This window comes from Achromobacter dolens, from assembly GCF_902859745.1.
In the GTDB taxonomy this organism is placed as follows: domain Bacteria; phylum Pseudomonadota; class Gammaproteobacteria; order Burkholderiales; family Burkholderiaceae_B; genus Achromobacter; species Achromobacter dolens.
In genome coordinates this window covers 125,734-152,321 of the sequence record NZ_CADIJW010000009.1, presented here as the reverse complement: position 1 = coordinate 152,321, position 26,588 = coordinate 125,734, and the positions used below count along the sequence as shown (strand labels likewise).

The window sequence follows — 26,588 nt, the reverse complement described above, 5'->3', positions numbered from 1 at the left end:
CGCAGCGGCAGCGCGCCGACGCGGCCGCCGCGCGCGACCGCGCCCGCGTCAACAACGGCGGCAGCGCCCTGCGTGACGCCGGCAATGGCGATCGCATGCGGCAGCAGGTGCAGCGGGGCGGCGAGTCCCGGGTCGCGCCACGCGGCGGGGGCGGAGGCTGGCATGGCGGAGGCGGCGGTCATATCGGCGGCGGTGGCGGACATTTCGGCGGACGGAGGTAGTCACCATGATCAGCGGAGTTTCGATGATGAATGCGCTCGTCCGTGCCCCCGGCCGGTGGTCGCGCCGGGCCGCCAGCGTCGCTTGGCTGGCGCTGGCGCTGCTGGCCACGCCCGTCGCGGCGCAAAGCGTCTATCCCACGCCCGAGGCCGCGGCCGATGCCTTTGGCGAGGCGCTGGCCACCAGCGACCCCGTGGCCCTGGCCAAGGTGCTGGGGCCGGACCATCGCCATATCGTGCCGGGCGGGGTCGGGCAGGACGATGTCTATCGTTTCCTGGCGGCCTGGTCCCGCAAGCACGAGGTGGTGGCCGACGGCGAACGCCGCGCCTGGCTGAGCGTGGGCGATTCCGGCTGGACCATGCCGGTGCCGATCGTGCGCGTGTCGCAGGGCTGGCGGTTCGACCCGGCCGCCGGCAAGGCGGAGATCGCGCGCCGCGCCATCGGACGCAACGAGCTCAACACCATCGACACCCTGCGCGAACTGCACGCGGCCCAGATCCGGTACCGCGACGGGGTGGGCCAGGGCCGCTACGCCGACCGGCTGGTGAGCCGGCCCGGCGCGCTGGACGGACTGTACTGGCCCCAACTGCCCGGTTACCCGGCGCAGGCCTATGGTCCGGACGCGCTGGCAATGGGGCCGGAGGTGCCGGTGGCGGATGCCTATTACGGCTACCGTTACAAGGTGCTGCCGGCGCGCGGCGGCGACGGCTATTGGATCCTGGCCTGGCCGGCCCGCTACGGCCATACCGGCATCGGCAGTTTTGTCATCGACGCGCGTGGCGAGCTGCGCGAGGCTGACCTGGGGCCGGCCACGGCACGCCGCGCGGCCACGCTCCAGGGCACCGATGTGTCGTTCGGAACCTGGAACAACATCACGCCGCAACCCATTGGCGCCAAATGATTTTTTACGATTGTTGCAGGTGTGGCGGCGCGAGCGTTGTAGCCGTGCCGCAACCTGGCTGTCGCATGGCCCGGACGGTCGGATTTACGGTTTTTTGACAGGCGGCTATGCCAAAATGGCGAGCGCTGGGATCGGTGCCCGATCCCCTTTTGTCGGACCTGGAAATTGAATCCCTTGCATTTTGTCCGCTGCGCCATCCTGGGCGCAGGGATGGCGCTCAGCGCCGCCGCGGCGTCGGCCCCGATCTTCGTCCTGAACTCCCTGGACGCCAACGTCAGCATCGTCGATCCCGCCACGTACACGGAATTGCGGCGCGTCCCCACGGGCAAGGAACCGCATCACCTGTATCTCACGCCTGACAAGAAGTCGCTGATGGTGGCCAACGCCACCGGCGACTCGATCACGCTGATGGATCCCAAGACCGGCGAGGTGCAGCGCACCCTGACCGGCATCGTCGACCCCTACCAGTTGCAGTTCTCGCCGGACATGAAGTGGTTCGTCACGGCCGCCAACCGCCTGGACCACATCGACATCTACGCCTGGAAGCCGCTGGAAAAGGGCTTCGACCTGAAGCTGGTCAAGCGCATCCCGGCCGGCAAGACGCCCAGCCACATCATGATCGACGCCAAGAGCACCACGGCGTACGTCACGCTGCAGGACAGCGACCAGCTCATCGCCATCGACCTGGCCACGCAGACGCCCAAGTGGACCGTTTCCGTGGGCAAGACGCCAGCCGACGTGTTCCTCACGCCCGACCAGAAAACGCTGCTGGTGGCGCTGACCGGCGATTCCTACGTCGAGGCCTATGACGTCAGCAAAGGCCCCGCCAAGCTGATCTCGCGCATCAAGACCGCCGCCGGCGCGCACGCCTTCCGCGCCCAGGGCGACCAGCGCCACCTGTTCGTCAGCAACCGCACCGCCAACTCCATCAGCCGCATCGACCTGCAGACGCTGGCCGTGGTCGACACCTTCCCGGTGCCGGGCGGCCCCGATTGCATGGACGTGCTGGCCGACGGCAAGACCCTGCTGGTCACGTCGCGCTGGGCCCGCAAGCTCACCGTGGTCGACCTGGAGCAGAAGAAGGTCGTCAAGCAGGTCAACGTCGGCAAGTCGCCGCACGGCGTCTGGACGCTGAACCATGCGCCGACCCGCTAAACGGCAACTGGCCGCCGCCGTCTGCCTGGCGCTGGCGGCGCAGGCCGCCACGGCGGCCCCCGCGTCCTGTGACAAGCCGGTCTACCTGACCTTCGACACCGGCCACATGGGCGTGGCGCCGCTGATCGCCGACGTGCTGGCGCGCCACCACGTCAAGGTCACGTTCTTCCTGGCCAACGAGCGCACGCTGACCGACGGCAGCAGCCTGGACGACCAGTGGGCGCCGTGGTGGAAGGCGCGCGCGGCCGAGGGCCACGCGTTCGGCTCGCACACCTACGACCACGTCTACTGGCAGGGCGACCTGCCGGACGGCAAGTTCCGCGTCAAGCCCAGCGCCGGCCCCGACACGGGCAAGCGCGAGACCTGGACCGCCGAGCAGTACTGCGCCGAGATCAAGCGCTCCGCCGCCCGCTTCACGCAGATGACCGGCAAACAGATGCTGCCGCTGTACCGCGCGCCGGGCGGCAAGACCTCGCCAGCCCTGTTGCGCGCGGCCAAGGCCTGCGGCTTCGAGCACGTGGGCTGGGCGCCGGCCGGCTTCCTGGGCGACGAACTGCCCAGCGACAAGTACCCCAACGCCAAGCTGCTGGACCAGGCGCTGCGCACCATCAAGCCCGGCGACATCCTGCTGGCCCACCTGGGCATCTGGTCGCGCCAGGACCCCTGGGCGCCCGCCGTGCTGGAGCCGCTGATTGAAGGCCTGCAGCGCAAGGGCTATTGTTTTGCCACTTTGGATACGCATCCCGCCTACCGCGACTGGATCGCCACGCATCACTGATCATGGATACGCTTAGTCAATGGTTCGGGAACTGCCAGCAATGGCTGTTCGAAACCCTGGTGCAGCCGGCGCTGTTCCACCTGGGCCTGAGCAATTTCATCGAGGACGGCTACGACGCCACCATGTGGCTGCTGGTCGGCCTGCTGCAGGTGGCCGTGCTGCTGCTGGTGTTCGGCCCGCTGCAGCGCCTGCGCCCGGTCGAGCCGGTCACCGACCGCCGCCAGATCGGCATCGACGTGCTCTACACGCTGATCCATCGCCTGGGCGTGTTCCGCCTGGCGCTGTTCTTCACCATCGATCCGTTCTGGGACAGCATCTTCGGGCAGTTGCACATCTGGGGCTTCGCGCCGTTCCAGCTCGACCAGTACTGGCCCGGCGTGACCGACCAGGCCTGGGTCAGCCTGATCATCTACCTGCTGCTGTTCGACCTGGTGGACTACCTGTACCACCGCGCCCAGCACCGTTTCGCGTGGCTCTGGGCGCTGCACGCGGTGCACCACAGCCAGCGCCAGATGACCATGTGGAGCGACGACCGCAACCACCTGCTGGACGACATGCTGCGCGACGTCGTGGTGGTGTTCGTGTCGCAACTGGTGGGCGTGCCGCCCGCGCAGTTCGTGGCGATCGTGGCCATCACGCAGCTTGCGCAGAGCTTCTCGCACGCCAACCTGCGCATGCACTTCGGCGCCGTCGGCGAACGCCTGCTGGTCAGCCCGCGTTTCCACCGCCATCACCATTCCATCGCCTATGACGCCTCGACGCCGGGCCCGGCCGGCGGCTACAACTTCGCCGCGCTGTTCCCGGTCTGGGACGTACTGTTCCGCTCGGCCCGCTTCGGCGTCGGCTATGGCCCCACCGGCATCCATGACCAGCAGCCGGAACTGGGCGGCCGCGACTACGGCCAGGGCTTCTGGTCGCAACAGTGGCTGGGCCTCAAGCGCATGGTCGGCCGCGACCGCGAACCGGCCGTGACGACGCCGCCATCGCGCCCGCCGGGCGCGGCCGAAGGCGCGTGACGCGCCGCGTTGCGCCGTCGCCAAAAAAAACCGGGCCTCAAGGCCCGGTTTTCATGTTCGCTCACCTGCGACCTGGACGCCGCTCATCGCAAGAATAGCCGCCCGCCCGCCGGGCCGCCCCAAGGGCGGGCAGCCCCCGCGGGGGGCAGCTAGCGCGCGAAGCGCGCGCGGCGTGGGGGCCCTTTCCTTCCGCCCGCCGGGCCGCCCCAAGGGCGGGCAGCCCCCTCGGGGGGCAGCTAGCGTGCGAAGCGCGCGCGGCGTGGGGGCGTTCACCCCTCATGGGTGGTTTCGCGCTTGATTTCGTCGTGGCGCCGTTCCATTTCCTGGCGCAGCTCGCGGCGCAGGCGGGCGGCTTCGAAGCGCTGCCTTTCCTCGAGGTTGCGCGGCGCCAGCGGCGGCACCGCGGTGGGGGCGCCGTTGTCGTCCACCGCCACCATCGTGAAGTAACAGCTATTGGTGTGGCGCACCAGCTTCCTGCGGATGTCCTCGGTGACCACCTTGATGCCGATTTCCATGGAGGTGCGGCCGGTGTAGTTCACCGCCGCCAGGAAGGTCACCAGCTCGCCGACGTGGATCGGCTCGCGGAACACGACCTGGTCGACGGACAGCGTCACCACATACTGGCCGGCGTAGCGGCTCGCACAGGCGTAGGCGACCTGGTCCAGGTACTTGAGGATGGTTCCGCCGTGCACATTGCCTGAAAAGTTCGCCATATCGGGCGTCATCAGGATGGTCATCGACAGTTGGTGGCTAAAGGCTTCGTCCATGGCGGGCGTTCTACTCGGCGACAAAACGCCTATGGTAGTGGCGAAACCCTGTCATATCGCCGTCCCCAGCAGGTTTGTCAGGGTTTCTTCGCGGGCGCGGGCGTCGGAGGCTGGGCGGCTGGCGCCGGCTCCGGTTGCGCCTCGGGTTCGGGCGCCGGCTCGTCGCGCACCGCGGGCGGCGGCGTCCACAGCCCGTCCAACAGCGCCGGGCCAGCGCCGTAGGCGCGCAGCAGCACGTAGACCGGGCCGCTGGCCGCCAGCGGCAGCCAGTTGGCCTGGGCGCCGGGCTCCGGCGCGGCGCGGCTGAGCACCAGGTCGAGCGAACCGTCGGCGTTGTATTGCAGCGGATCGCGGCTCCCCAGCGAGTAGCGGTCCACCGGATTGGCCATGGGCAGGCCCGAGCCGTCATAGGCGGCCAGCGACCACAGGCCGCTGGCCGGCGGCAACTGGCCGCTGTCGAAATGCAGCACATAGCGATGCGCGCCATCCAGCGGTCGGCCCAGGCTGTCGGCCGCCAGCAGCAACGCGGTCAGGTCCTCGGGCAGGCCCGAGCCCGGCTGGGCCTGGGCGGCCAGCGCGCGGCGCAGGTAGGCATTGCCGTAGACGCCCAGGCTGGCCGTCTCCAGTTGCCAGCCGTTGACGCTCTTGAGGGTGGCGCCAGCGGCGGCTTCCATGCGTTCGCGCGCCTCGCGCAGGCCGCGGCGCAGGCCCTGCTTGACCGGGTTGTCGAGCTTGTCGAAATCGAACGGCCGGCCGGGGATCAGCCCGACCCGGCGCAGCTTGGCCAGCACCGGCTGGTCGGTGGCGTGCGGCGGGTTGCGGCGCAGCAGCTCGGCGGCGCGGACGAAAAAGGCGTCGGTCGGCATGGCATCGACCTGCTCGCGCACCGGGGTCTTCAGATCCAGGGAGGGGTCGGCCTTGATCCGCTGCGATTGCGGCGGCAGGTTCCATTGCGCCAGCGGGGTCAGCGTGAAGCCGTCCTGCAGCGCGTTGACCGCGGCGTACTCGGCCGGGCCGTCGGCCTGGATCAGGACGCGGGCCCAGACGTAGGCGGTGGGCGCGTCGATGCGCGGCATGCCGGAGGGCAGCGTGCCGCTCCACCCCGGCGGCACGATCGCCGTGTTGCCGCGCGCCGTGCCGGTACTGCGCTTGCCCAGCGTGGCGAAGGCGTCGTTCCACATGTCCAGCAGGGTCAGGGTGTAAAGGCGGCCATGGCTGTCAGGCGTCGACAGCACCACGGGACCCGCCGTCAGGTCGAGCCAGGCGGCGCTGCGCAGCATGTCGGGGTTGGCCCAGGGCGCGGCTGCGCCGGGGCGGGGCAGGGTGCGCGTGTGCTGGAAGGTGTTGGCGGGCGCGCCGTCGGCGCCTTGCGCGGGGTGCGTGAACTGGCGCCGGGTCAGGTCGAGGGTCAGCAGCGGATAGAAGTACAGATAGCCTTCCATCGCCGCTTCGCGGGCGGACTCGGTGGCGGTGGCGGCGGGGCTCAGCGCCGGCGTGGCGGTCGCGGGGACGGGCGCCAGGCTCGGGGCGGCCAGCGACAGGGACAGGGCCAGGGGGGCAAGACGGCGCATCGGCGCTCCAACGGGAATGCGGGACGGGCGGAAAAGCGGGCCGGAACCCGCCGTCGGCAATGGTAGCAGTCCCGCGATCATCCAAAATCCGCGAAAAACGCCGATCCTGGGCGTAAATCGTTCTCATTGACCGATTTTGCGTTCCGGGGACGCAAGGCATGGCAACTCGCCCGCGCTGCGCCTATACTTGCTTGCAAATCCTTGGAAATCGTAGGGCTTTTCCCCGGACCGGCCCGCGCTTTCCCCTTATTCACCCGGAGAGGAGTGCTTCATGGTCAACATGAACCGCCGCCAGTTCTTCAAGGTGACCGGTACCACGCTGGCTGGCTCGAGCCTGGCATTGCTGGGGGTAGCCCCCGGCACGGCCATGGCCGAGGTGCGCCAGTACAAGCTTGCGCGCATGACGGAAACGCGCAACACCTGTCCCTACTGTTCGGTCGCCTGTGGTCTGCTGATGTATGGCCTGGGCGATGGCGCCAAGAATGCCCGCGCCAGCATCATGCACATCGAGGGCGACCCCGACCACCCCGTCAACCGCGGCACGCTCTGTCCCAAGGGCGCGGCCCTGATCGACTTCATCCACAGCCCCAACCGCCTGAAGTACCCGGAATACCGGGCGCCCGGTTCGGACAAGTGGGAACGGATCTCCTGGGACGACGCGCTCACGCGCATCACCAAGCTCATGAAGGCCGACCGTGATGCCAACTTCGTCGAAAAGACCGAAGACGGCAAGACGGTCAACCGCTGGCTGACCACCGGCATGCTGGCCGCCTCGGCAAGCAGCAACGAGGTCGGCTACATCACGCACAAGACCGTGCGCAGCATGGGGATGCTGGCGTTCGACAACCAAGCCCGTGTCTGACATGGCCCGACGGTGGCAGGTCTTGCCCCGACGTTTGGCCGTGGAGCGATGACGAACCATTGGGTCGACATCAAGAACGCGGACGTAGTACTGATCATGGGCGGCAATGCCGCCGAGGCCCACCCGTGCGGGTTCAAATGGGTCACGGAAGCGAAAGCCCATAACAAGGCGAAGCTGATCGTCGTGGATCCGCGCTTCACGCGCTCGGCATCCGTGGCGGACTTCTACGCGCCCATACGCACCGGCACCGACATCATCTTCCTGGGTGGCGTCATCAAATACCTGTTGGATCACGACAAGATCCAGCACGAGTACGTGCGCAACTACACCGACTTTTCCTACATCGTGCGCGAGGACTTCGCGTTCGACGCGGGCCTGTACTCCGGCTACAACGCCGAGAAGCGGACCTACGACAAGGCCAGTTGGGACTACGAGCGCGGCGACGACGGCTACGTCAAGACCGATCCGACGCTGGAGCATCCGCGTTCGGTCTACCAACTGCTCAAGAAGCACTACTCGCGCTATACCGAAGAGATGGTCGAACGCGTCTGCGGCACGCCGCGCGACAAGTTCCTGAAGGTCTGCGAGATGCTGGCGTCCACCGCCACCACCGACCGGGCCGCCACCATCCTGTACGCGCTGGGTTGGACGCAGCACTCGATCGGTTCGCAGATCATCCGCACCGGCGCCATGGTGCAACTGCTGCTGGGCAACATCGGCATCGCCGGCGGCGGCATGAATGCGCTGCGCGGGCACTCGAACATCCAGGGCCTGACCGACCTGGGCCTGATGTCGAACCTGCTGCCCGGCTACATGACGCTGCCCAACGAGCCCGAGCAGGACTACGGCAAGTACATCGCCGCGCGCGCGCTCAAGCCGCTGCGGCCGAACCAGCTCAGCTACTGGCAGAACTACGGCAAGTTCCACGTGAGCCTGATGAAGGCCTGGTGGGGCAAGGCCGCGACCGCCGAGAACAACTGGGCGTTCGACTACCTGCCCAAGCTCGACAAGCTCTACGACATGCTGCAGGTCTACGAGCTGATGAACCAGGGCAAGATGAACGGCTACCTGGCGCAGGGCTTCAACCCGCTGGCGGCCGCACCCAACAAGGCCAAGCTGAACGCCGGTTTCGCCAAGCTCAAGTTCCTGGTCATCATGGACCCGCTGGTCACCGAGACCTCGGAATTCTGGCGCAACGCCGGCGAGGCCAACGACGTCGATCCCAGGCAGATCCAGACCGAGGTGTTCCGCCTGCCCACCACCTGTTTCGCCGAGGAAGACGGCGCGCTGGTGAACTCCGGGCGCTGGCTGCAATGGCACTGGAAGGGCGCCGAGCCTCCGGGCGAGGCCAAGAGCGACATCGAGATCATGTCGCTGATCTTCACGCGCCTGCGCAAGATGTACCAGGAAGAGGGCGGCAAGTACCCCGACCCCATCGTCAACCTGTCCTGGCCGTACTCCAACCCGCAGAGCCCGACCGCGGAAGAGCTGGCCAAGGAATACTCGGGCAAGGCGCTGGTGGACCTGGTCGACCCCAAGGACCCGACCAAGGTCACGCGCAAGGGCGGCGAGCAGTTGGCCGGCTTTGCCGAGCTGCGCGACGACGGTTCCACCGCCAGCGGCTGCTGGATCTTCGCCGGCGCCTGGGGGCCCGGCGGCAACCTGATGGCGCGCCGCGACAACAGCGACCCGACCGGCATCGGCCAGACCCTGAACTGGGCCTGGGCCTGGCCGGCCAACCGCCGCATCCTGTACAACCGCGCCTCCTGTGACGTCGCGGGCAAGCCGTTCAATCCGCGCCGCAGCCTGATCTCGTGGAACGGCAAGGCCTGGGTCGGCGCCGACATCCCCGACTTCAAGGGCGATGAAAACCCCGACGGCGGCATGGGCCCGTTCATCATGAACCCCGAGGGCGTGGCGCGCTTCTTCGCGCGCGCCGGTATGGCCGAAGGGCCGTTCCCGGAACACTACGAGCCGTTCGAGACGCCGCTGGGCTACAACCCGCTGTACCCGAAGGCCAAGGGCGTCACCAGCAACCCGGCGGCGCGCGTGTTCAAGGACGACCTGGCGGCGATGGGCACGGTGGACAAGTTCCCCTACGTGGCCACCACCTACCGCCTCACCGAGCACTTCCACTACTGGACCAAGAACGTTCGCATCAACGCGATCCTGCAACCCGAGCAGTTCGTCGAGATCAGCGAGGTCATGGCCAAGGAACTGGGCATCGCCAACGGTTCGCGCGTGAAGGTGTCGTCCAACCGCGGCTACATCAAGGCGGTGGCGCTGGTCACCAAGCGCCTGCGCCCGCTGACCATCGAGGGCAAGACCGTCTATCACGTCGGCATCCCGATCCACTGGGGCTTTGTCGGCATTGCCAAACCGGGCTTCCTGACCAACACCCTGACCCCGTTCGTGGGCGACGGCAATTCGCAGACACCGGAATTCAAGTCGTTCCTGGTGCAGGTCGAGAAGATCTAGGAGAGCGCTCATGTCTATGCAATCCCTCGACATCAAACGGCGCTCGGCCACCACCACGCCGCCGCCCGGCATCCGCGAACCCATCACCGGGTCCGTGGCCAAGCTGATCGACGTCTCCAAGTGCATCGGCTGCAAGGCCTGCCAGAGCGCGTGCATGGAGTGGAACGACCTGCGCGACGAGATCGGCACCAACGTCGGCGTCTACGACAACCCGGCCGACCTGACCGAGCATTCCTGGACCGTCATGCGCTTCTCGGAATACGAGAACCCGCAGGGCGACCTGGAGTGGCTGATCCGCAAGGACGGCTGCATGCACTGCGAAGACCCGGGCTGCCTGAAGGCCTGTCCGTCGCCGGGCGCGATCATCCAGTACAACAACGGCATCGTCGACTTCCACGAAGAGAACTGCATCGGTTGCGGCTACTGCATCACCGGCTGCCCGTTCAACGTGCCGCGCATCAGCAAGAAGGACCACAAGGCGTACAAGTGCACCCTGTGTTCCGACCGCGTGGCCGTCGGCCAGGAGCCCGCCTGCGTCAAGTCCTGCCCCACCGGCGCCATCGTGTTCGGCACCAAGGACGACATGAAGCAGCACGCCGCCGAGCGCATCGAGGACCTGAAATCGCGCGGTTTCGAGCAGGCGGGCCTGTATGACCCGCAGGGCGTGGGCGGCACGCACGTGATGTACGTGCTGCATCACGCCGACCAGCCCGGGCTGTACCACGGGCTGCCGAAGGACCCGCAGATCAGCCCGATGGTCTCGCTGTGGAAGGGCATCGCCAAGCCGCTGGGCGTGGCCGCCATGGCGTTGACGGCGCTGGCCGGCTTCTTCCACTATGCCCGCGTCGGCCGCAACGAGGTCGACGAGGAAGACGAACGTCGCGCCGAACAGGAGATCCGCCATGAGTGACGACCGCCATCACCGCCGGATCAAGCGCTATTCCCCCGGCGAGCGCACCAACCACTGGATCATCGCCCTCACGTTCATCCTGTTGGCGCTGTCCGGGCTGGCGCTGTTCCATCCATCGATGTTCTGGCTCACCAACCTGTTCGGCGGCGGTCCCTGGACCCGCATCCTGCATCCGTTCATCGGGCTGGTGATGTTCTTCTGCTTCGTGGTGTTCGCCGGTCATATGTGGCGCCACAATCTGATGACCAAGGCCGACCGCCAGTGGCTCAGCCAGCTCAACGACGTGGTCGAGAACCGCGAGGACAAGCTGCCGGAAGTCGGCAAGTACAACGCCGGCCAGAAGCTGCTGTTCTATGTGCTGATCCTGTGCATGCTGGGACTGTTCGTCAGCGGCATCGTGATCTGGCGCGAGTTCTTCGCCTTCTATTTCCCGATCTGGGTGGTGCGCGCCGCCTCGGTGCTGCATGCCGTTTGTGCATTGGTGCTGATTTGCGCGATCATTGTGCATATTTATGCGGCGATCTGGGTCAAGGGCTCGCTCACGGCGATGCTGCGTGGCTACGTGACCGCGGGCTGGGCATGGAAGCACCACCGCGCCTGGTTCCGGGAACAAATCGGCAAGCAGTCCACGACGAAGTAAGCGGGCCTCGCGCGGCGGGCGCCACCTGGCGGTGGCGGCGCCGCCGGGTGGATCCCGCCCGATCCCACCGCACGGCTGCCTCCCCCTGTCGGGGCGGCAGCCGTGTTCGTTTATCTGGAGACGCAATTGCAGCGAATTCTTCCGCGCGGCGAGATCGAAGCGCTAGACCACAACACCATCCCCCGCATCCAGTTGCCGGCGCGCGATTCGGTTTTCGCGACGCGCGCGGCGCGCCTGCGGCAACTGGCCGTGGATAGCCCGGTGGCCGACTATCTGCTGCTGATGGCGCGGCTGGTCGACGCCCAGCACAATGCCCTGCGCGGCTGCAACGCGCCGCCGGCCTCGGAAGACCGCATCGCCCTGGCGCAGGCCCATGGCATGCCGCCGCTGCAGGCGGTGGGCTGGCCGCGCGACCCGCTGTGGCGCGACATCCTGCGCCAACTGGTCGACGAGGTCGCCGGCGGCCAGGACGTGCCGGCCGAGGCGCTGGACGTCTGCGCGGCGTTGCGCCGCGCGCTCGATGAAGACACCGAATCGCTCGAAGACCTGGCCGAGGCGGTGCTGTCGGAACAGCATCGCGGCGTCGACGGCGCCGCCGCGCCGTTCGTCATGGCCGCCCTGCAGGTGTACTGGACCGACCTGGCCAGCCGCTTCGACGAAAAGCAATTGCCGGTGGCCTCGCCCTTCGGCGTCTGCCCGGTCTGCGCCAGCCTGCCGGTGGCCAGCGTGGTGCGGGTGGGCGGGCAGTTCGAGGGCTACCGCTACCTGTGCTGCAGCCTGTGCGCGACCCAGTGGCACATGGTGCGGGTCAAGTGTTCGCACTGCGAGGACGTCGAATCCGTGGCCTACCAGGCCATCGAGGGCCGCGCGCCCGCCATCAAGGCCGAGACCTGCGACCGCTGCCATACCTACCGTAAGATCTTCTACCAGGACAAGGACCTGCACGTGGAGCCGGTGGCCGACGACCTCGCCAGCCTGATGCTGGACGTGCTGGTGGGCGAGGCCGGCTATTCGCGCGCCAGCGGCAATCCGCTGCTGTGGCACGGCGCCGAGGAGGAATAGCCATGACCGGGTTCGCCGCCGCCGCCGACATCCCCGCGCTCGACCGGCTGCTGAACGCGCCGGCGCTGGCCACGACGCTGGACACGCATGGCCGCACGCAGGTGGTGGCGGCCCTGCGCCAGCACCTGGACGCCCTGCGGCAGCGCGCCCTGGCCGGCGAGCTGCCGCGCGCGGACCTGGCGGAAGCCGCCGTGGCCGCCGCCGTCGACAGCGCCCTGGCGCGTGCCGCCGCCCCGCGTCTGCGCGCCGTCTACAACCTGACCGGCACCGTGCTGCACACGAACCTGGGCCGCGCGCTGCTGCCCGACGAGGCGGTGGCCTCGGTGCTGCGCGCGCTGACCACGCCCGCCAACCTGGAGTTCGACCTGGACAGCGGCGGCCGCGGCGACCGCGACGATTTGATCGACGACCTGCTGTGCGAACTGACCGGGGCCGAGGCCGCGACGGTGGTCAACAACAACGCCGCCGCCGTGCTGCTGATGCTGAACGCGCTGGCCGACCGCCGCGAGGTGGTGGTGTCGCGCGGCGAGCTGGTCGAGATCGGCGGCGCCTTCCGCATCCCCGACATCATGAAGCGCGCAGGCGCCAGGCTGGTCGAGGTGGGCACCACCAACCGCACCCATGCCGCCGACTACGAGAACGCCATCGGCCCGCGCACCGCGATGCTGATGAAGGTCCATTGCAGCAACTACGCCGTCACCGGCTTCACCAAGAGCGTCAGCGTGGCCGAGGTGGCGGCGCTGGCGCATGCGCGCGGCCTGCCGGCCACGGTGGACCTGGGCAGCGGCACGCTGGTGGACCTGACCCAGTTCGGCCTGCCGCGCGAGGACACGGTGCGCGAGACCATTGCCGCCGGCGCCGACCTAGTCACCTTCAGCGGCGACAAATTGCTGGGCGGCCCCCAGGCCGGCCTGCTGGTCGGGCGCGCCGACCTGATCCGCAAGATCAAGAAGAACCCGCTCAAGCGCGCCCTGCGCGTGGGCAAGCTGACGCTGGCCGCGCTTGAACCGGTATTGCAGCTATACCGCGCGCCGGAATTCCTGGCGCAGCGCCTGACCACGCTGCGCCTGCTGACGCGGCCACAGCGCGAGATCCAGCCGTTGGCCGAACGACTGCGCGGCCCGCTGGCGCATGCGGCGGGCGCGGACTACGAGGTCGAGGCGGTGCCGATGTTCAGCCAGATCGGCAGCGGCGCATTGCCGGTGGACCAGTTGCCCAGCTACGGGCTGGCGGTGCGCTATCGCGGCAAGGGCCGCCCCGGCCGCCATCTGGACCGCCTGGAGACGCGCTTGCGCAACCTGCCTGTGCCGGTGATCGGCCGCATCGCCGATGATGCGCTGTGGCTCGACCTGCGCTGCCTGGAGGCGCGCGACGAGGCCGCCTTCACCGCACAACTCGCCGACAGACTCGCTGAACCCTCTGCCGCGCCATCGGCGCCGCAATCCGCGGAGCCGCGCGCATGATCGTCGGCACCGCCGGCCATATCGACCATGGCAAGACCACGCTGGTGCGGGCGCTGACGGGGGTCGACACCGACCGTCTCAAGGAAGAGAAGGCGCGCGGCATTTCAATCGAACTGGGCTACGCCTACACGCCCCTGCCCAACGGCGACGTGCTGGGCTTCATCGACGTGCCGGGCCACGAGAAGCTGGTGCACACCATGGCGGCGGGCGCCAGCGGCATCGACTTCGGTCTGCTGGTGGTGGCGGCCGATGACGGCGTCATGCCGCAGACCCGCGAACACCTGGCGATCCTGTCGCTGCTGGGCGTGGCGCGCGGCGCGGTGGCCTTGACCAAGGCCGACCGCGCCGACCCGGCCCGGCTGGCGGCGGTGCGCGGCGAGATCGCGGCGCTGGCGGCCGACACCTTCCTGCGGGATGCGCCCGTGTTCGAGGTGTGCGCGGCGCGCGTCGGCGACGATGGCGTGGCGCGCCTCAAACAGCATCTGGATGACGCGGCGCAGGCGCTGGGCGCGCGCGACGGCGCGGGCCTGTTCCGGCTGGCGGTGGACCGCGTCTTCACGCTGGCCGGCCACGGCACCGTGGTCACCGGCACCGCGCACGGCGGCCGCGCCCGCGTCGGCGACGACGACGCCGACCTGCGCCTGATGCCGGCGGGCACGCGGGTGCGGGTGCGCGGCATCCACGCGCAGAACCAGCCGAGCGAGACTGGCGCGGCTGGCCAGCGCTGCGCGCTGAACCTGGCGGGCATCGACAAGAGCGCCATCACGCGCGGCGACTGGATTGCCGATGCGCGCTGCTTTCTGCCGTCGCGCCACGTCGATGTGGCCTTGACGCTGCTGCCCTCGGCCGACGCGCCGCTGCGGGCCTGGACGCCGCTGCACGTGCACATCGGCGCGGCGCGCCACGTGGCGCACGTGGTGCCGCTGTCGGCCGATGCCTTGGCGCCGGGCCAGTCGGGCTGGGTGCAACTGGTATTCGACGAATTGGTGTGCGCGATGCCCGGCGATCGCTACATCGTGCGCAATGCGCAGGCCACGCGCACGGTCGGCGGCGGCCGCGTGCTCGACCCGAACGCGCCGGACCGCAAGCGCCGCGCGCCGGCGCGGATGCAATGGCTGCAAGGCGTGGCGGACATGCTGGACGGCGGCGGGCTGCAACCGCTGCTGGCGCAGGCCGTGCTGGGGCTGGACGAGACGGCGCTGCAACGCCTGACCGGCAGGGCGGTGCGCGACCTGGCCGCGCCCGAGGGTGCGATCTGGATCGAGCCGCGCACGCCGCAGGGCGCGCGCACGTTGATCCTGGCCGCGCACTGGGAAGCGCTGCGGGCGCGGGTGGAGCAGGCGCTGGCGACCTTTCACCAGGGCGCGCCGGACGAACCCGGGCCGGACGGTTCGCGCCTGCGCCGCATGGCGCTGCCGGCGGCGCCGGAGGCATTGTGGCAGGGACTGCTGGATGATCTGCAGCGGCAGGGCCGGGTGTTGCGCAACGGGCCGTGGCTGCATCTGCCGGGGCACACCGCGGCGCTGGCCGAGGCCGAGGCGCAACTGGCGCAACGCCTGTTGCCGCTGTTGGCCGCGGGCGCCTACGACCCTCCCTGGGTGCGCGATCTGGCGCGCGCGCAGGGCGAGCCCGAGGAGCGCGTGCGGCAGGTGCTGCGCAAGCTGCTGCGGCGTGGCGAGGTGGCCCAGGTGGTGAAGGATCTGTTCTATCACCGCGAGCGGGTGGTGGAGCTGGCGGCGCTGGCGGTCGCGCTTGCCGGCAAACCCGAAGGGTTGAACGCGGCGGCCTTCCGGGATGCCACCGGCCTGGGGCGCAAACGCGCGATCCAGATCCTGGAATTCTTCGATCGGACGGGGCTGACACGGCGGGTGCGTGACACGCACGTGCTGCGCACGGACAGCGCGTATCTGGGGGCCGGGCAGGCGGTATCATAGGCGGGTTTTCGAGGAAGGCATCCGTGTCCGGTGGCACGGCCGGGCTTCAAACCCGGTTGGGGGCGTCAGACGTTCCCAGGTAGGTTCGACTCCTGCTGCCTTCCGCCATTCTTTTCCGCGATGGTCGTCCGGCCAGAAACAGGCGGACCGGTCTTGTATTGATGAGTCTGGTCCCTCTGGCCTCGTGATACGGCGTAGTGTACCGATCCACCCGCGCCTGTTGGACGATGGATCGAATATCGAAGACCAATGGCAAGACCCGGTTCAGGGCGCGAGGATTCACGCGCCTACGCATCACCGGATATGAACCACGTCGACCCCATTGCGCCACAGATCAGCCTGATCGTCCCCGTCTACAACTGCGAGCGGTATCTTGCCCACCAACTGGATGCGCTGTTGGGCGATGCCGCGATGGACGTGGAGGTGATCGCGGTCGATGATGGTTCCGCCGATGGCGGCATGGCGATCCTGCAGGCCTATGCCGCCAAGGATGCGCGCCTGCGCATCATCAGGCAGGCCCATCTCGGGCAGGGCGCCGCAAGGAATGCGGGCTTGCAGGCGGCGCGTGGCACCTGGATCGCGTTCGCCGACGCCGACGACGTACTGCCCGTGGCGGGGCTCGCGGCGTGGCACGAACAGGCCGTCTCACAGGATCTGGACGTGTTGGTCGGTAACGCATATCGGTTCACGGACACGCCGCCTCCCGCGCCCCGGCCCGCGGTCCTGACACGGCAACCGGTGGGGCGGACGATGGCCGGCACGGACTGGATCGTCCACTGCGTAGGCGTCGGCGAATGGCCGCACTACGTCTGCCTGCAACTCATCAGGCGTGACCTCATCCGCCGGCACGGGCTGGCCTTCGATCCCACGATATTCCACGAAGACATTCTCTGGACCGTTGACCTCGCCCTCGTGGCCAGGCGGATCGGCTTCGCGCCCGAGCCCGTGTACGGCTATCGCCGCAACCCCGATTCGACCACGCTCTCGCCGTCGCCCCAGGTCCGCCAGTGGCGCGGCGTCAGCTACGTCCATATCATCGGCACGCTGCTTGTCCGGTCCTTGCGGCGAGAACTCGACCGCGGCACCCGGATTTCGATTGTCCGCCATGCGCAGCATGAACTGCTGTGCTTCGTGGATCTGCTTCGCAAGGGCGTGGACAGTCCTCAGATGCGCGCCCACCTCGCGCGGGCCATGCTCGATCTTCGCGCCTGGCCGCGCCTGGTTCGCCACGCGCGCGGTTTCACCGATCTGCGGCGCCTGCTCAAGGCGTATTGGCGCCTGCGACGGATGGCCCGGGCCGCAAGCCCCGTCGCCGCGGACGTGGCCGCCAGCCGGTAGCCCGGCCCTACGCGCGCAACATCCGGGTGACGACGCCGCTGACGTTCTCCGCCTTCCAGTCCAGGGCGCCCAGGTGCCAGTGGCGGATGCTGCCGCCGCGGTCGACCAGGTAGTTGGCGGGCAGGCCGATGGCGTCCCATTTCTTGGAAACGGTGCTGTTGCGGTCGTGCAGCACCGCGCCGGCGACGGGCCATTTGGCCAGGAAGGTGGTGATCTTGCCGAGGGCCTCGCCGACGTTGACGGCGACCAGGCGCAGGCCTTCCTCGCGGTGGCGCCTGGCCATGGCCGACATCAGGGGGATTTCGTCGCGGCACGGGTCGCACCATGTCGCCCAGAAGCTGACGATAACGACATTGCCGCGCCAGTTGCCGAGTTTCTGTTCGCGGCCGGCGAGGTCGGGCAGCACCAGGGGCGGGGTGGCGGCGGTCCAGGGCGCCCAGTCGGGACCGGTGGCGAGCTTCAGGGCGCTGTCGCTGGCGGCGCCCGCCCAGGCGGGCAGGGCCGCCAGCGACAGGGCGGATTGCAGCAGTTGGCGGCGACTGAGCATGGCGTGACCTGCTCAGGCGGACAGGGGGCGCGCGGTCAGGGTGTAGCGGAAGCGGTCGGGGTCGAGGCTGTCCAGCCGGCCGTCGACGGTTTCGCCGTTGGGATACATCAGGAACGGCACCGGGCCGTGGGCGGAGCCCGGCAGGGCGACGTCGTGGCCGTGGTTGTAGGCGACCCAGTTCATTTCCCAGGCGCCGAACAGCATGACGCGGGCGCTGCGCACGCGCGGGTCGGTGGCGGGCAGGTCGCCAGGCGGCTCTTCCAACATGACCTTGCGCACGTCGGCCGGGTCGACCGGGATCCAGCCATAGCCGTCGGCGTAGAACTCGGCGCGGCAGTGCTGCGCGCGGGTGACGTCGCCGGCCTTGCCCAGGCTCCTGAAGCCGAGCTGCGAGTCGGCCACGCGCAGGCCGTAGGCATCGCGGGCGGGAATGCCCGCGGCGCGCGCCAGGGCGACGAACAACGCGTTGATGTCGGCGCATTTGCCGTTCAGATCGTTGGCGGTGAGCATGTAGCGCACGTCGCCGGTGCCGCAGCCGCGGGTGGAGGCGGTGCGGCAGGTGTTGTCGACCACCCAGTCATAGATCGCGCGGGCTCGCGCCAGCGCGCCCTGGTGGCCGCGAGTGATGCGGTCCGCAGTGGCCTTGACGATGCCGTCCGTGGGCAGCAGCGCAGTGGGCTGAATGAATTCGCGCAGGGTGGCGACGCTTTCGCGCGGGGCCCCTGACGGCGGCCGGGTCAGGTCGATGCGGCGGTTGCGGGTCTGGAAGCGGCTGGTCACCGTGACTTCCCGTGGCGCCTGGGCGTCGGGCCATTGCACCGCCAGCATGCGCACGTCGTAGCCTGGCGCCTGCGCCAGTTGCGCGCAGCCGCCGCCGCTGACCAGCCAGGCGCTTTGCGCGCCGCGCTGGTAGGACGTGTCGGTGGCGTAGGGCAGGGGGATCCAGAGGCGCGGATGGGCGCCGGGGTCCAGCACCTGGATGTGGGTGGTCAGTTCGAAGCTGCGCCAGTCGGCGCTGACGGGCGTCTGTTCGGCGCGCGCGGCCAGGGGCAAGGCCGCCTGGGCGGCGCACAGGGCGCCTGAGAAACGGAGGAAGAGTCGGCGATCCATATAGCCCTCACGCACGGTGAAGTTTGGCTGTCGGTGCGCCCGGTGGCGGGCGGCCGTCCGTTGCTGCCTGCTGCCGGATCATCATAGGGCCATTCGGGGGCGCGATGCTATCCTTTTCCCATCACTTACGGAGAGACTGACATGACCCAGGATGCAGCGTCCGCGGCGGTGCCGCGCTTGACTTCGCTCTCGCACGGCGGCGGCTGCGGTTGCAAGATCGCGCCCGGCGTGCTGTCGCAATTGCTGGCCCGTTTCGGGCCGGCCGCCAGCTATCCCAACCTGCTGGTGGGCACCGAGACGGCCGACGATGCGGCGGTCTACCGCCTCAACGACGAGCAGGCCCTGATCGCGACCACCGACTTCTTCATGCCGATCGTCGACGATCCCTACGATTTCGGCCGCATCGCGGCCACCAACGCGCTGTCCGACGTGTATGCGATGGGCGGCACGCCGATCATGGCGCTGGCGATCGTCGGCATGCCCATCAACGTGCTGCCGCACGACGTCATCGCCGACATCCTGCGCGGCGGGGAGTCGGTTTGCAAGGACGCCGGCATTCCGGTGGCCGGCGGCCACAGTATCGATTCGGTCGAGCCGATCTACGGCCTGGCGGCCATGGGGCTGGTGCATCCGGGCCGCATCAAGCGCAACGCCGACGCGCGCGCCGGCGACGTGCTGGTGCTGGGCAAGGGGCTGGGCGTGGGCATCCTGTCGGCGGCGCTCAAGAAAAACCGGCTGGACGCGGATGGCTACCGCGTGATGATCGAGACGACCACGCGCCTGAACCGACCGGGCGCGGCGCTCGCGGCGCTGGACGGCGTGCACGCCATCACTGACGTCACCGGCTTCGGCCTGCTTGGCCACGCGCTGGAAATGGCGCGCGGCGCGGGGCTGACCGCGGCCCTGCGGCGCGAGGCCCTGCCGTGGCTGCCGGGCGTGCAGGCTTTGGCCGCCGACGGCGTGATCACCGGCGCCTCCGGACGCAACTGGGCCTCGTACGGCGAATCGGTACGGCTGGGGGCGGGCGTGACCGACGTCGAACGGGCATTGCTGACCGATCCGCAGACCTCCGGGGGCCTGCTGGTGGCGTGCGCGCCGCAAGCGGCGCAGGCGGTGCTGGACCTGTTCCGCGAGCAGGGCTTCGCCGACGCCGCGGTAATCGGCGAGATGACGGCGGGAGACGCGCTGGTGCGCGTGGACTAGCGGGTCTTGCGGCAACGCTGCCCGGCTTGCCGGCGGCCGGATTGCGATCGGCGCGCGGCGACGCGGCTCAAGGCCGCTCCGGGCGCGATGGCAGTTGGTGCTGCACCTGGTAGTTGATCTGCCATTGCAGCAGCGGGCCGTAGGCGTCGAGCCGGGCCAGTTCGGCGGCCTGCTCCGGCGTGGCGTCGCGCTCGTCCGCCAGCGCCAGGCCGGTGCCGTCCGCCCACGGCCGGATGCGGCCGGGACGGTCGCGCTGGTAAGCGCCCTCGCGCGTGATCAGCAGGCGCGGATTGTTGAAGCCGAAGCACCACTGCGGGTCTGGCCGCGCGGCCAGCAGGTCGCAGCCGCTGCGGAAATAGGGCGTGTCCGGCAGGCTCAGGTGATAGAGCGTCGGCAGGATGTCCTTGTGGCTGCCGGGACGCGACGGGTCATAGGTCGATTGCCCCCGATAGGCGGGTGGGACATACAGGTAGAACGGCACCGCGTGTGCCAGCACGGCGTCGCTGTCGAGCGCATAGTCGACGCCCAGGATGTTGTGGTCGCCGGTGACGGCGACAATGGTGCGGGCACCGCTCGGCGAGGCCTTCAGACCGGTCAGGAAGCGGCCCAATTGATCATTCGCGTAGCGCAACGTGTCGAAGGCTTCGTCCAGGCCGGTCCAGTTGGCGTAGTAGGGCAGCCGTTCGATCTCGCCCAGGTCGAGGCCGCCGCGTTGGCCGCCCTCGGGCACCAGGAAGGGCGGATGGTGGGTGGTGGACAGGGCCATGATGAGCAGGCGCTCGCCGTCGCGGTCGGCCCGCGCCAGTCGTTCGCCGATATAGCGGAACATGTATTCGTCCGGCACGCCCCAGACGCCGGGCTGCGCCTCGGGGTAGTGCTGCCGCAACCCCAACTGGTCGACGAACTCCTGCGCGCCCAGATGGCTGGCGAAGCGGCCCAGGTTGCGCCAGGTGGCCGTGCCCGAGGTGACGAACACCACGCGGTAGCCACGCGCCAGGAACGGCGCGAAGGCGTTGCTGGCGAAGGTGGCGCTGGCCGCCGACGACTGGCTCGTGGCAGGTATCGGGCTGCGCACCAGCAGGCGGCTGAGGCTGTCGATGGTGCCGTTGCCCTCTGACAGGAAGCGGTCGAAGCGCCAGTCCTCGCGCCAGTGCGGCCGCAGCGCGCCCAGTAGGTCGCGGCCGGGGCGGTCGTACATGTTCATGTGGTGGCCCATGCTTTCCATGACCTGCAGCACGATGTGCGGCGGCCGTTCGCGCGCCTGCGGGTTGGCGCCGGTCGTGGCCATGAAGGGCCTCAGGCCGTGGTCCGGCCGACCCAGGAAGCGCAGGTAGAGCCGCGCGCCCTCCTCGTCGGTGACGTTCGTGAAGCGCTTGTCGTTGTCGCGCTCGGACAGCGCCCAGAAAAAAGCCGAAATGCCGTTGGGCGCGATGTCGTTGAGCAGCCGCAGCGAGGAAATGCCCGTGTCGTCCTTGTTGAGCGGGAAGGTGCCGAGCGAGCCGCGGCAGGCCAGCACGGTCACGCCCAGGATCAGCAGCATCCGCAAGGCGCTGGGCGCCAGCGGCCGCCGCGCCAGGCGCGCGCGCAGCACCCGGGCGCGCCAGCGGCACGCCAGCCAACTGGTCGCGGCCAGCACCGCCGCCAGCAGCGCCAGCGTGCGCAGCACCGGATAGCCGTGCCACAACGTCGCCACGATGGCGCGGGTGTCGTCATCGATCAGGCCGAACACGAAGATGTCGATCGAGCGCGAGAAGGTGGCGAAGTAGCACACGCTCACCACCGTGCTGGCGGCGAACAGCGTCGCCATCACGGCGCCCAGGTAGGGCAGGCAACGCAGCCACAGCGCCTGCGCCGCCGGCCGCGCGGCCAGCAGCAGGGCAGCCAGCAGCGGCGCGGAGAACGCGATGGCCGCGACCTTGATGTCGAACAGCAGGCCGATCGCCAGGGTGCGGTTGATGTCCTGCGGCAAAGCGGCGTAGGCGCCCGGCGGCGCATAGGTCGCCAGCAGGTAGACGCGGCCGGCGCCTTGCGCCAGCACCGAGACCAGCCACGGCGCCAGCAGGATCAGGAAGGAACGCTGGAAGTTGATGAACCAGGCTTGCCAGGCGTCCGCGGAACGGAAGCGCTTCATCTGCGTCATGAAAGAAATGCGGGGCGTTGCCGCGAAACGGCGGCAACAGGCCGCGCCCGCCGTCGGGACGGTGGGTACGGGGTTCATTCGCAGGGGAGCTCGGAGCCGTGCGGGGATGCAGGCCGCAATCTACAGGAGGGGCAACGCGAATCTATGAAGGTTTGTATAGAACTTGTAGCGGGCTGCCCAGACCATCGGCCGGTGCGTTGGTCTGAAAAGGCCGGCATGTCCGCGGGCGAACCGCATTTGTCAGTCTTGTTCAGGGGTCAACAGGCGCGCGGTGGCCGCGGCCTGCTGCACCAGCCAGCGCGTCACGATCTCGGCGTCGGGGGTGCTGCGGCGCGCATTGCGCACCAGCCAGTAGGCGTGTTCGGTGGCATCGGCGGGCTGGCCGCCGATCGTGGCCAGACGCCGGTCCGCCAGCATCGGCGCGATCAGCGCCAGCCGCCCCAGCGCGATGCCATGGCCGGCCAGCGCCGCATGCACGATCTGGTCGTACTGGTTGAAGCGCAGCATGCCCTTTGGCCGCACGCGGCCCAGGCCGCGCGCGTTGAGCCATTCCGACCATTGCAGCCAGGGGCGGGTGGGGTCGTCGAATTCCAGCAGCACGTGCCGCTGCAGCTCGCGCGCGTCCAGGGCGCGGGCCTTGAGCGAAGGATGCGCCACCGGCACCACCGACTCGCCGAACAGCCAGACGGCGCCGTCCGGCACCGTGTCGCGCAGGCTGTAGCGAATGGCGATGTCGACGCTCTCGCGATCGATGTCGATGACGCGGTTGTCGGCCGCGACGCGCACGTCGATATTGGGATAGGCGGCCTGGAAGTCGCCCAGCCGCGGCAGCAGCCAGAGCGAGGCCACGCCGATGGTGGTGGTGACGGTGACCGGGGTGCGGCGCTCCGGCGCGCGCAACTGCTCGGTCAGGTCGCCGAGCTGGCTCAGCCATCCGTCCGCCATGCGGAACAACTGTGCGCCCTCGGACGTGAACGAGACGCTGCGAAAGCCCCGCAACAGCAGCGGCACGCCCAGGTGCGCTTCCAGCGCGCGGATCTGCCGGCTGACGGCCGATTGCGTCACGTGCAGGTCCTGTGCCGCCAGCGTGATGCTCATGCGCCGGCCCACGGCGACGAAGCCTCGCACCAGATCAAGCGGGGGAAGTTTGGCTAGCGGGTATGACATGCGTAAAACTCATGCGTAGGCGGCGGAAATGTCGCTTGTGCAATATAACGCCTGTGGCGTCCAATATGACTCAGACGACGGGCGAAGCGGCAACACGCCAACCGCGCCCGGCACGCTGGACGCCGTTGCGGCGGAGGATGCGCCATGATCCGGTTATGTTGCACTGCGGGAATGTCATTTCATTTGACCCGGGGTTCGACTATGCTGCTCAAGCGTGCCTCGGGCCTGCGTATCGAGTGTCATGCCGGCACGGTCTGGTTGTCCGAATACCGTTGCCCGGACGACAGCGTGCTGCGGGCCGGCGAGTCCATCACGGTGGACAGCGATCGAGACGTCGTCCTCAGCGGCCTGCCGGATGCGCGGGTCGCCCTGGTTTCCCAGCCGTTGGAGCTTGTGCCATGAATGCGCCCCTGTCCACCACGCCCAGCCTCGAGATGTGGTTCGATTTCGCCAGCCCCTACAGCTATCTGGCGATCGAGCGCATCGCCGGCCTGGCGGCGCAGGCGGACGTGCGCGTCGACCTGCGACCGTTCCTGTTGGGTCCGATCTTCCAGGCCCAGGGTTGGAATGACACGCCGTTCCGCCTGTTTCCCGGCAAGGGCGCCTACATGATGCGCGATATCGCGCGTCTGGCCGAAAAGTACGGCGTGCCCTACAACCGGCCGCGCCTGTTCCCGCGCATGAGCGTGCTGCCGGCGCGCATCGCGCTGCTGGGCGAGGACCAACCCTGGGGCCGGGATTTCTGCCTGGCGGTGTTCCGCGCCAATTTCCAGCGCGACGAGGACATCCAGGCCGAGGACGTGGTGCACGCGTTGCTGACCGAGCTGTCGCTGGACGCCGACGGGCTGATCGCGCGCGCCAAGTCGGAAGCCGCCAAGGAAGCGCTGCGCCGCCGGGTCGATGAGGCTCGTCACCTGGGCCTGTTCGGAGCGCCGACGTTCCTGGTGGATGGCGAAATGTTCTGGGGCAACGACCGCCTCGAGGACGCGCTCGAATGGACCCGCCGCGCGCCCGTCAGCGCCTGGGCCCCCGCGGCCGGCTGAGGCCGCCAGGTCCGCTTTTCCTCCAGGCCGCGGCCACGCGGCAATCTTGCAGAATTTCTCCGCCAACGCTTTTCCCACAATGAAAAACAGCAGCAGTCCGCTACGTGGCGCACCCATGCCGGGTGGCCGTTCGTTCACGCAATTCCGCGCCGCGCGCATCCGCCGCGTGTCGTTCCAGTGGCAACAGCAGGTGACCTGTGGCGCCGAGCCGGCACGCAAGGGCGGCGGACCGCGGCGTTCCTGACGCGCCATGCCCGCCGGGCGGCTCCGCAGGCCGGTTTCAGCCGCGCGTGACCGGGGCCACGTGGGCCCACTCGTCGTCGGAGTACAGCCGCGACCGCAGCAGGAAGCGTTGTCCTTCGGCGCTGTCGAGCGAAAACGCGCCGCCGCGTCCAGGCACGGCGTCGATGATGAGCTGGGTGTGCTCCCAGTAGGCGAACTGGTCCTCGCCCATGTAGAACGGGCAGCCTTCCAGTTCGCCCAGCAGCACGTCCGAGCCGCCGACGAGGAATTCGCCCTGCGCGTAGCACATGGGCGAACTGCCGTCGCAGCAGCCGCCCGACTGGTGGAACATCAGCGGGCCGTGCTTGGCGCGCAAGGTTTCGATCAGCGCGCGCGCCGCGTCGGTGGCGACCACGCGCGGAGTGGGTCCTGGCATGATGCAACTCCCGCGACGCCGCGCCGGCGCGGCGTGGACGACCCGGCATGGGTCGATCCGCGACGCACCGGCGGGCATCGCCCGTGGGTCAGAAGAAACCCAGTTTCTTGGGCGAGTAGCTCACCAGCAGGTTCTTGGTCTGCTGGTAGTGGTTGAGCATCATCTTGTGGTTCTCGCGGCCGATCCCGGACTGCTTGTAGCCGCCGAACGCGGCGTGCGCCGGATAGGCGTGGTAGCAGTTGGTCCAGACCCGCCCGGCCTTGATGGCGCGGCCCATGCGATAGCACGTGTTGGCGTCGCGCGACCAGACCCCCGCGCCCAGGCCGTAGAGCGTGTCGTTGGCCAGCGCCAGCGCGTCGTCGGCGTCCTTGAACGTGGTCACCGCCACCACCGGCCCGAAGATCTCTTCCTGGAACACGCGCATCTTGTTGTGCCCCTTGAAGACGGTGGGCTGCACGTAGTAGCCGCCTTCGAGCGCGCCCGGCAACTGGGCGCGCGCGCCGCCGGCCAGCACCGCCGCGCCCTCCTGCTTGCCGATGTCCAGGTACGACAGGATCTTCTCCAACTGCTCGGTGGAGGCCTGCGCGCCCAGCATGGTGTCGGCGTCCAGCGGGTTGCCCTGCTTGATCTCGGCAACGCGCTTGAGCGCGCGCTCCATGAACCTGTCGTAGAGCGATTCCTGGATCAGCGCGCGGCTGGGGCAAGTGCAGACCTCGCCCTGGTTCAGCGCGAACATGACGAAGCCCTCGACCGCCTTGTCGAGGAAGTCGTCGTCCTGCGCCGCCACGTCGGCAAAGAAGATGTTGGGCGACTTGCCGCCCAGCTCCAGCGTTACGGGGATGATGTTCTGCGACGCGTACTGCATGATCAGGCGGCCCGTGGTGGTCTCGCCGGTGAAGGCGATCTTGGCGATGCGCTTGCTCGAGGCCAGCGGCTTGCCCGCTTCCAGGCCGAAGCCAGTGACCACGTTGACCACGCCCGGGGGCAGCAGGTCGCCGATCAGTTCCATCAGCAGCAGGATGCCCAGCGGCGTTTGCTCGGCCGGCTTGAGCACCACGCAGTTGCCCGCCGCAAGCGCCGGCGCCAGCTTCCACGCGGCCATCAGGATGGGGAAGTTCCACGGGATGATCTGGCCGACCACGCCCAGCGGCTCGTTGAAGTGGTAGGCGACGGTGTCGTGGTCGATCTCGGACAGCCCGCCTTCCTGGCTGCGGATGCATGAGGCGAAGTAGCGGAAGTGGTCGATCGCCAGCGGGATGTCGGCGGCGCGGGCCTCGCGGATCGGCTTGCCGTTGTCCCAGGTCTCGGCGGTGGCCAGGCGTTCCAGGTTGGCCTCCATCACGTCGGCGATACGCATCAGGATCTGCGCGCGCTCGGCGGCTGGGGTCGCACCCCATTTGGGCGCGGCGCGATGCGCCGCATCCAGCGCCAGCTCGATGTCGCGCTCTTTCGAGCGGGCGTTGCGGCTCAGCACCTGGCCGGTGACCGGCGTGACGTTGTCGAAGTACTCGCCGTCGGCGGGCTTCTGCCATTTGCCGTCGATGAAGTTGTCGTACTGCGTCCTGAGGTCCAGGCGCGTGCCATAGGATTCGGGGGTGACGCGGGTCGCGATGTCCATGCTTGTCT

23 protein-coding genes and 1 tRNA gene are annotated in these 26,588 nt (G+C 68.9%); 15 read left to right on the top strand and 9 right to left on the bottom strand.

From position 1 onward, the window contains the following. A partial coding sequence (locus HV783_RS29595; RefSeq protein WP_175189071.1) for a hypothetical protein occupies window positions 1–203 on the bottom strand: 203 nt, incomplete at its 3' end. A gap of 41 nt (window positions 204–244) precedes the next feature. Here HV783_RS29595 and HV783_RS10140 point away from each other — a divergent pair. The 4 genes from HV783_RS10140 to HV783_RS10125 all read left to right on the top strand — a co-directional run bounded on the left by HV783_RS10140 (window position 245) and on the right by HV783_RS10125 (window position 4,069). Beyond that, on the top strand, window positions 245–1,120 hold the full coding sequence (locus HV783_RS10140; RefSeq protein ID WP_116792712.1) for a DUF2950 family protein: 876 nt from the start codon (window positions 245–247) through the stop codon (window positions 1,118–1,120). A 174-nt stretch (window positions 1,121–1,294) separates the two neighbouring features. Next, on the top strand, window positions 1,295–2,275 hold the full coding sequence (locus tag HV783_RS10135; protein ID WP_443609984.1) for a YVTN family beta-propeller repeat protein: 981 nt from the start codon (window positions 1,295–1,297) through the stop codon (window positions 2,273–2,275). After that, window positions 2,259–3,053: a polysaccharide deacetylase family protein gene (locus HV783_RS10130; RefSeq protein WP_054503646.1), complete on the top strand. Its 795-nt coding sequence runs from the start codon at window positions 2,259–2,261 to the stop codon at window positions 3,051–3,053. Before HV783_RS10135 ends, HV783_RS10130 begins: the two co-directional genes overlap by 17 nt. 2 nt (window positions 3,054–3,055) lie before the next feature. Then, on the top strand, window positions 3,056–4,069 hold the full coding sequence (locus HV783_RS10125; protein ID WP_054503645.1) for a sterol desaturase family protein: 1,014 nt from the start codon (window positions 3,056–3,058) through the stop codon (window positions 4,067–4,069). Between the two features lie 269 nt (window positions 4,070–4,338). On the opposite strand, the gene HV783_RS10120 is transcribed toward HV783_RS10125, so the two are convergent. Next, window positions 4,339–4,836 (bottom strand): acyl-CoA thioesterase, encoded by a 498-nt coding sequence (locus tag HV783_RS10120; RefSeq protein WP_054503644.1) that lies wholly within the window; start codon window positions 4,834–4,836, stop codon window positions 4,339–4,341. Window positions 4,837–4,913: 77 nt separating this feature from the next. Further along, on the bottom strand, window positions 4,914–6,407 hold the full coding sequence (locus tag HV783_RS10115) for a DUF1254 domain-containing protein (protein WP_175189070.1): 1,494 nt from the start codon (window positions 6,405–6,407) through the stop codon (window positions 4,914–4,916). Between the two features lie 271 nt (window positions 6,408–6,678). Between HV783_RS10115 and fdnG the strand changes: the two genes are divergently transcribed. From fdnG to HV783_RS10075, 8 genes are all read left to right on the top strand, one after another. Beyond that, the gene (fdnG, locus tag HV783_RS10110; RefSeq protein WP_155755547.1) at window positions 6,679–9,747 is read left to right on the top strand and encodes a formate dehydrogenase-N subunit alpha; all 3,069 of its coding nucleotides are present in this window, start codon (window positions 6,679–6,681) and stop codon (window positions 9,745–9,747) included. Between the two features lie 10 nt (window positions 9,748–9,757). After that, complete coding sequence (gene fdxH / locus HV783_RS10105; protein ID WP_054503641.1) at window positions 9,758–10,657, top strand: formate dehydrogenase subunit beta; 900 nt, start codon at window positions 9,758–9,760, stop codon at window positions 10,655–10,657. After that, window positions 10,650–11,297 carry a formate dehydrogenase subunit gamma gene (locus HV783_RS10100; protein WP_049070779.1) on the top strand — a complete coding sequence of 216 codons (648 nt, stop codon included), beginning with the start codon at window positions 10,650–10,652 and terminating at the stop codon, window positions 11,295–11,297. Before fdxH ends, HV783_RS10100 begins: the two co-directional genes overlap by 8 nt. A 126-nt stretch (window positions 11,298–11,423) precedes the next feature. Continuing rightward, window positions 11,424–12,359 (top strand): formate dehydrogenase accessory protein FdhE, encoded by a 936-nt coding sequence (gene fdhE, locus HV783_RS10095; RefSeq protein WP_116792717.1) that lies wholly within the window; start codon window positions 11,424–11,426, stop codon window positions 12,357–12,359. 2 nt (window positions 12,360–12,361) lie between these two features. Beyond that, the gene (gene selA, locus HV783_RS10090; RefSeq protein WP_175189069.1) at window positions 12,362–13,822 is read left to right on the top strand and encodes an L-seryl-tRNA(Sec) selenium transferase; all 1,461 of its coding nucleotides are present in this window, start codon (window positions 12,362–12,364) and stop codon (window positions 13,820–13,822) included. Then, window positions 13,819–15,756: a selenocysteine-specific translation elongation factor gene (gene selB, locus HV783_RS10085; RefSeq protein WP_175189068.1), complete on the top strand. Its 1,938-nt coding sequence runs from the start codon at window positions 13,819–13,821 to the stop codon at window positions 15,754–15,756. The genes selA and selB overlap by 4 nt, the downstream gene beginning before the upstream one ends. A 12-nt stretch (window positions 15,757–15,768) precedes the next feature. After that, window positions 15,769–15,864 (top strand) — tRNA-Sec (locus HV783_RS10080). Window positions 15,865–16,059: 195 nt separating this feature from the next. Beyond that, complete coding sequence (locus HV783_RS10075) at window positions 16,060–17,094, top strand: glycosyltransferase (RefSeq protein WP_175189067.1); 1,035 nt, start codon at window positions 16,060–16,062, stop codon at window positions 17,092–17,094. A gap of 7 nt (window positions 17,095–17,101) precedes the next feature. Here HV783_RS10075 and HV783_RS10070 read toward each other — a convergent pair whose 3' ends face one another. Together HV783_RS10070 and HV783_RS10065 are read right to left on the bottom strand one after the other, a co-directional pair. Continuing rightward, on the bottom strand, window positions 17,102–17,641 hold the full coding sequence (locus HV783_RS10070) for a TlpA disulfide reductase family protein (RefSeq protein WP_054503636.1): 540 nt from the start codon (window positions 17,639–17,641) through the stop codon (window positions 17,102–17,104). A 12-nt stretch (window positions 17,642–17,653) separates the two neighbouring features. Beyond that, window positions 17,654–18,751: a transglutaminase-like domain-containing protein gene (locus HV783_RS10065; RefSeq protein WP_175189066.1), complete on the bottom strand. Its 1,098-nt coding sequence runs from the start codon at window positions 18,749–18,751 to the stop codon at window positions 17,654–17,656. A 141-nt stretch (window positions 18,752–18,892) separates the two neighbouring features. Between HV783_RS10065 and selD the strand changes: the two genes are divergently transcribed. Continuing rightward, window positions 18,893–19,954 (top strand): selenide, water dikinase SelD, encoded by a 1,062-nt coding sequence (gene selD / locus HV783_RS10060; RefSeq protein ID WP_054503634.1) that lies wholly within the window; start codon window positions 18,893–18,895, stop codon window positions 19,952–19,954. A 67-nt stretch (window positions 19,955–20,021) separates the two neighbouring features. On the opposite strand, the gene HV783_RS10055 is transcribed toward selD, so the two are convergent. Then, window positions 20,022–22,094 carry an LTA synthase family protein gene (locus tag HV783_RS10055; RefSeq protein WP_254603857.1) on the bottom strand — a complete coding sequence of 691 codons (2,073 nt, stop codon included), beginning with the start codon at window positions 22,092–22,094 and terminating at the stop codon, window positions 20,022–20,024. 240 nt (window positions 22,095–22,334) lie between these two features. Next, window positions 22,335–23,261 carry a LysR substrate-binding domain-containing protein gene (locus HV783_RS10050; RefSeq protein WP_054503633.1) on the bottom strand — a complete coding sequence of 309 codons (927 nt, stop codon included), beginning with the start codon at window positions 23,259–23,261 and terminating at the stop codon, window positions 22,335–22,337. A gap of 144 nt (window positions 23,262–23,405) precedes the next feature. On the opposite strand from HV783_RS10050, the gene HV783_RS10045 reads away from it, so the two are divergent. Together HV783_RS10045 and HV783_RS10040 are read left to right on the top strand one after the other, a co-directional pair. Next, on the top strand, window positions 23,406–23,663 hold the full coding sequence (locus HV783_RS10045) for a DUF2917 domain-containing protein (protein ID WP_054503632.1): 258 nt from the start codon (window positions 23,406–23,408) through the stop codon (window positions 23,661–23,663). Continuing rightward, window positions 23,660–24,304, top strand: a complete 645-nt coding sequence (locus tag HV783_RS10040; RefSeq protein ID WP_175189065.1) for a 2-hydroxychromene-2-carboxylate isomerase — start codon at window positions 23,660–23,662, stop codon at window positions 24,302–24,304. Before HV783_RS10045 ends, HV783_RS10040 begins: the two co-directional genes overlap by 4 nt. Before the next feature lie 280 nt (window positions 24,305–24,584). On the opposite strand, the gene HV783_RS10035 is transcribed toward HV783_RS10040, so the two are convergent. Together HV783_RS10035 and adh are read right to left on the bottom strand one after the other, a co-directional pair. Continuing rightward, window positions 24,585–24,962, bottom strand: a complete 378-nt coding sequence (locus HV783_RS10035; RefSeq protein WP_064525954.1) for a DUF779 domain-containing protein — start codon at window positions 24,960–24,962, stop codon at window positions 24,585–24,587. A gap of 88 nt (window positions 24,963–25,050) precedes the next feature. Beyond that, on the bottom strand, window positions 25,051–26,580 hold the full coding sequence (adh, locus tag HV783_RS10030) for an aldehyde dehydrogenase (RefSeq protein ID WP_054503629.1): 1,530 nt from the start codon (window positions 26,578–26,580) through the stop codon (window positions 25,051–25,053). Window positions 26,581–26,588 lie beyond the last annotated feature (8 nt).

Excerpts from the sequence above, each read along its gene's own strand:
- HV783_RS10115 (WP_175189070.1), bottom strand. The coding sequence starts at position 6,407 with ATGCGCCGTCTTGCCCCCCTGGCCCTGTCCCTGTCGCTGGCCGCCCCG.
- HV783_RS10035 (WP_064525954.1), bottom strand. The coding sequence starts at position 24,962 with ATGCCAGGACCCACTCCGCGCGTGGTCGCCACCGACGCGGCGCGCGCG.
- HV783_RS10100 (WP_049070779.1), top strand. The coding sequence starts at position 10,650 with ATGAGTGACGACCGCCATCACCGCCGGATCAAGCGCTATTCCCCCGGC.
- HV783_RS10125 (WP_054503645.1), top strand. The coding sequence starts at position 3,056 with ATGGATACGCTTAGTCAATGGTTCGGGAACTGCCAGCAATGGCTGTTC.
- HV783_RS10075 (WP_175189067.1), top strand. The coding sequence starts at position 16,060 with ATGAACCACGTCGACCCCATTGCGCCACAGATCAGCCTGATCGTCCCC.
- selD (WP_054503634.1), top strand. The coding sequence starts at position 18,893 with ATGACCCAGGATGCAGCGTCCGCGGCGGTGCCGCGCTTGACTTCGCTC.
- fdxH (WP_054503641.1), top strand. The coding sequence starts at position 9,758 with ATGTCTATGCAATCCCTCGACATCAAACGGCGCTCGGCCACCACCACG.
- HV783_RS10055 (WP_254603857.1), bottom strand. The coding sequence starts at position 22,094 with ATGACGCAGATGAAGCGCTTCCGTTCCGCGGACGCCTGGCAAGCCTGG.
- selA (WP_175189069.1), top strand. The coding sequence starts at position 12,362 with ATGACCGGGTTCGCCGCCGCCGCCGACATCCCCGCGCTCGACCGGCTG.
- selB (WP_175189068.1), top strand. The coding sequence starts at position 13,819 with ATGATCGTCGGCACCGCCGGCCATATCGACCATGGCAAGACCACGCTG.
- HV783_RS10070 (WP_054503636.1), bottom strand. The coding sequence starts at position 17,641 with ATGCTCAGTCGCCGCCAACTGCTGCAATCCGCCCTGTCGCTGGCGGCC.
- HV783_RS10120 (WP_054503644.1), bottom strand. The coding sequence starts at position 4,836 with ATGGACGAAGCCTTTAGCCACCAACTGTCGATGACCATCCTGATGACG.
- adh (WP_054503629.1), bottom strand. The coding sequence starts at position 26,580 with ATGGACATCGCGACCCGCGTCACCCCCGAATCCTATGGCACGCGCCTG.
- HV783_RS10065 (WP_175189066.1), bottom strand. The coding sequence starts at position 18,751 with ATGGATCGCCGACTCTTCCTCCGTTTCTCAGGCGCCCTGTGCGCCGCC.
- HV783_RS10050 (WP_054503633.1), bottom strand. The coding sequence starts at position 23,261 with ATGTCATACCCGCTAGCCAAACTTCCCCCGCTTGATCTGGTGCGAGGC.
- HV783_RS10140 (WP_116792712.1), top strand. The coding sequence starts at position 245 with ATGATGAATGCGCTCGTCCGTGCCCCCGGCCGGTGGTCGCGCCGGGCC.
- HV783_RS10045 (WP_054503632.1), top strand. The coding sequence starts at position 23,406 with ATGATCCGGTTATGTTGCACTGCGGGAATGTCATTTCATTTGACCCGG.
- HV783_RS10040 (WP_175189065.1), top strand. The coding sequence starts at position 23,660 with ATGAATGCGCCCCTGTCCACCACGCCCAGCCTCGAGATGTGGTTCGAT.
- HV783_RS10130 (WP_054503646.1), top strand. The coding sequence starts at position 2,259 with ATGCGCCGACCCGCTAAACGGCAACTGGCCGCCGCCGTCTGCCTGGCG.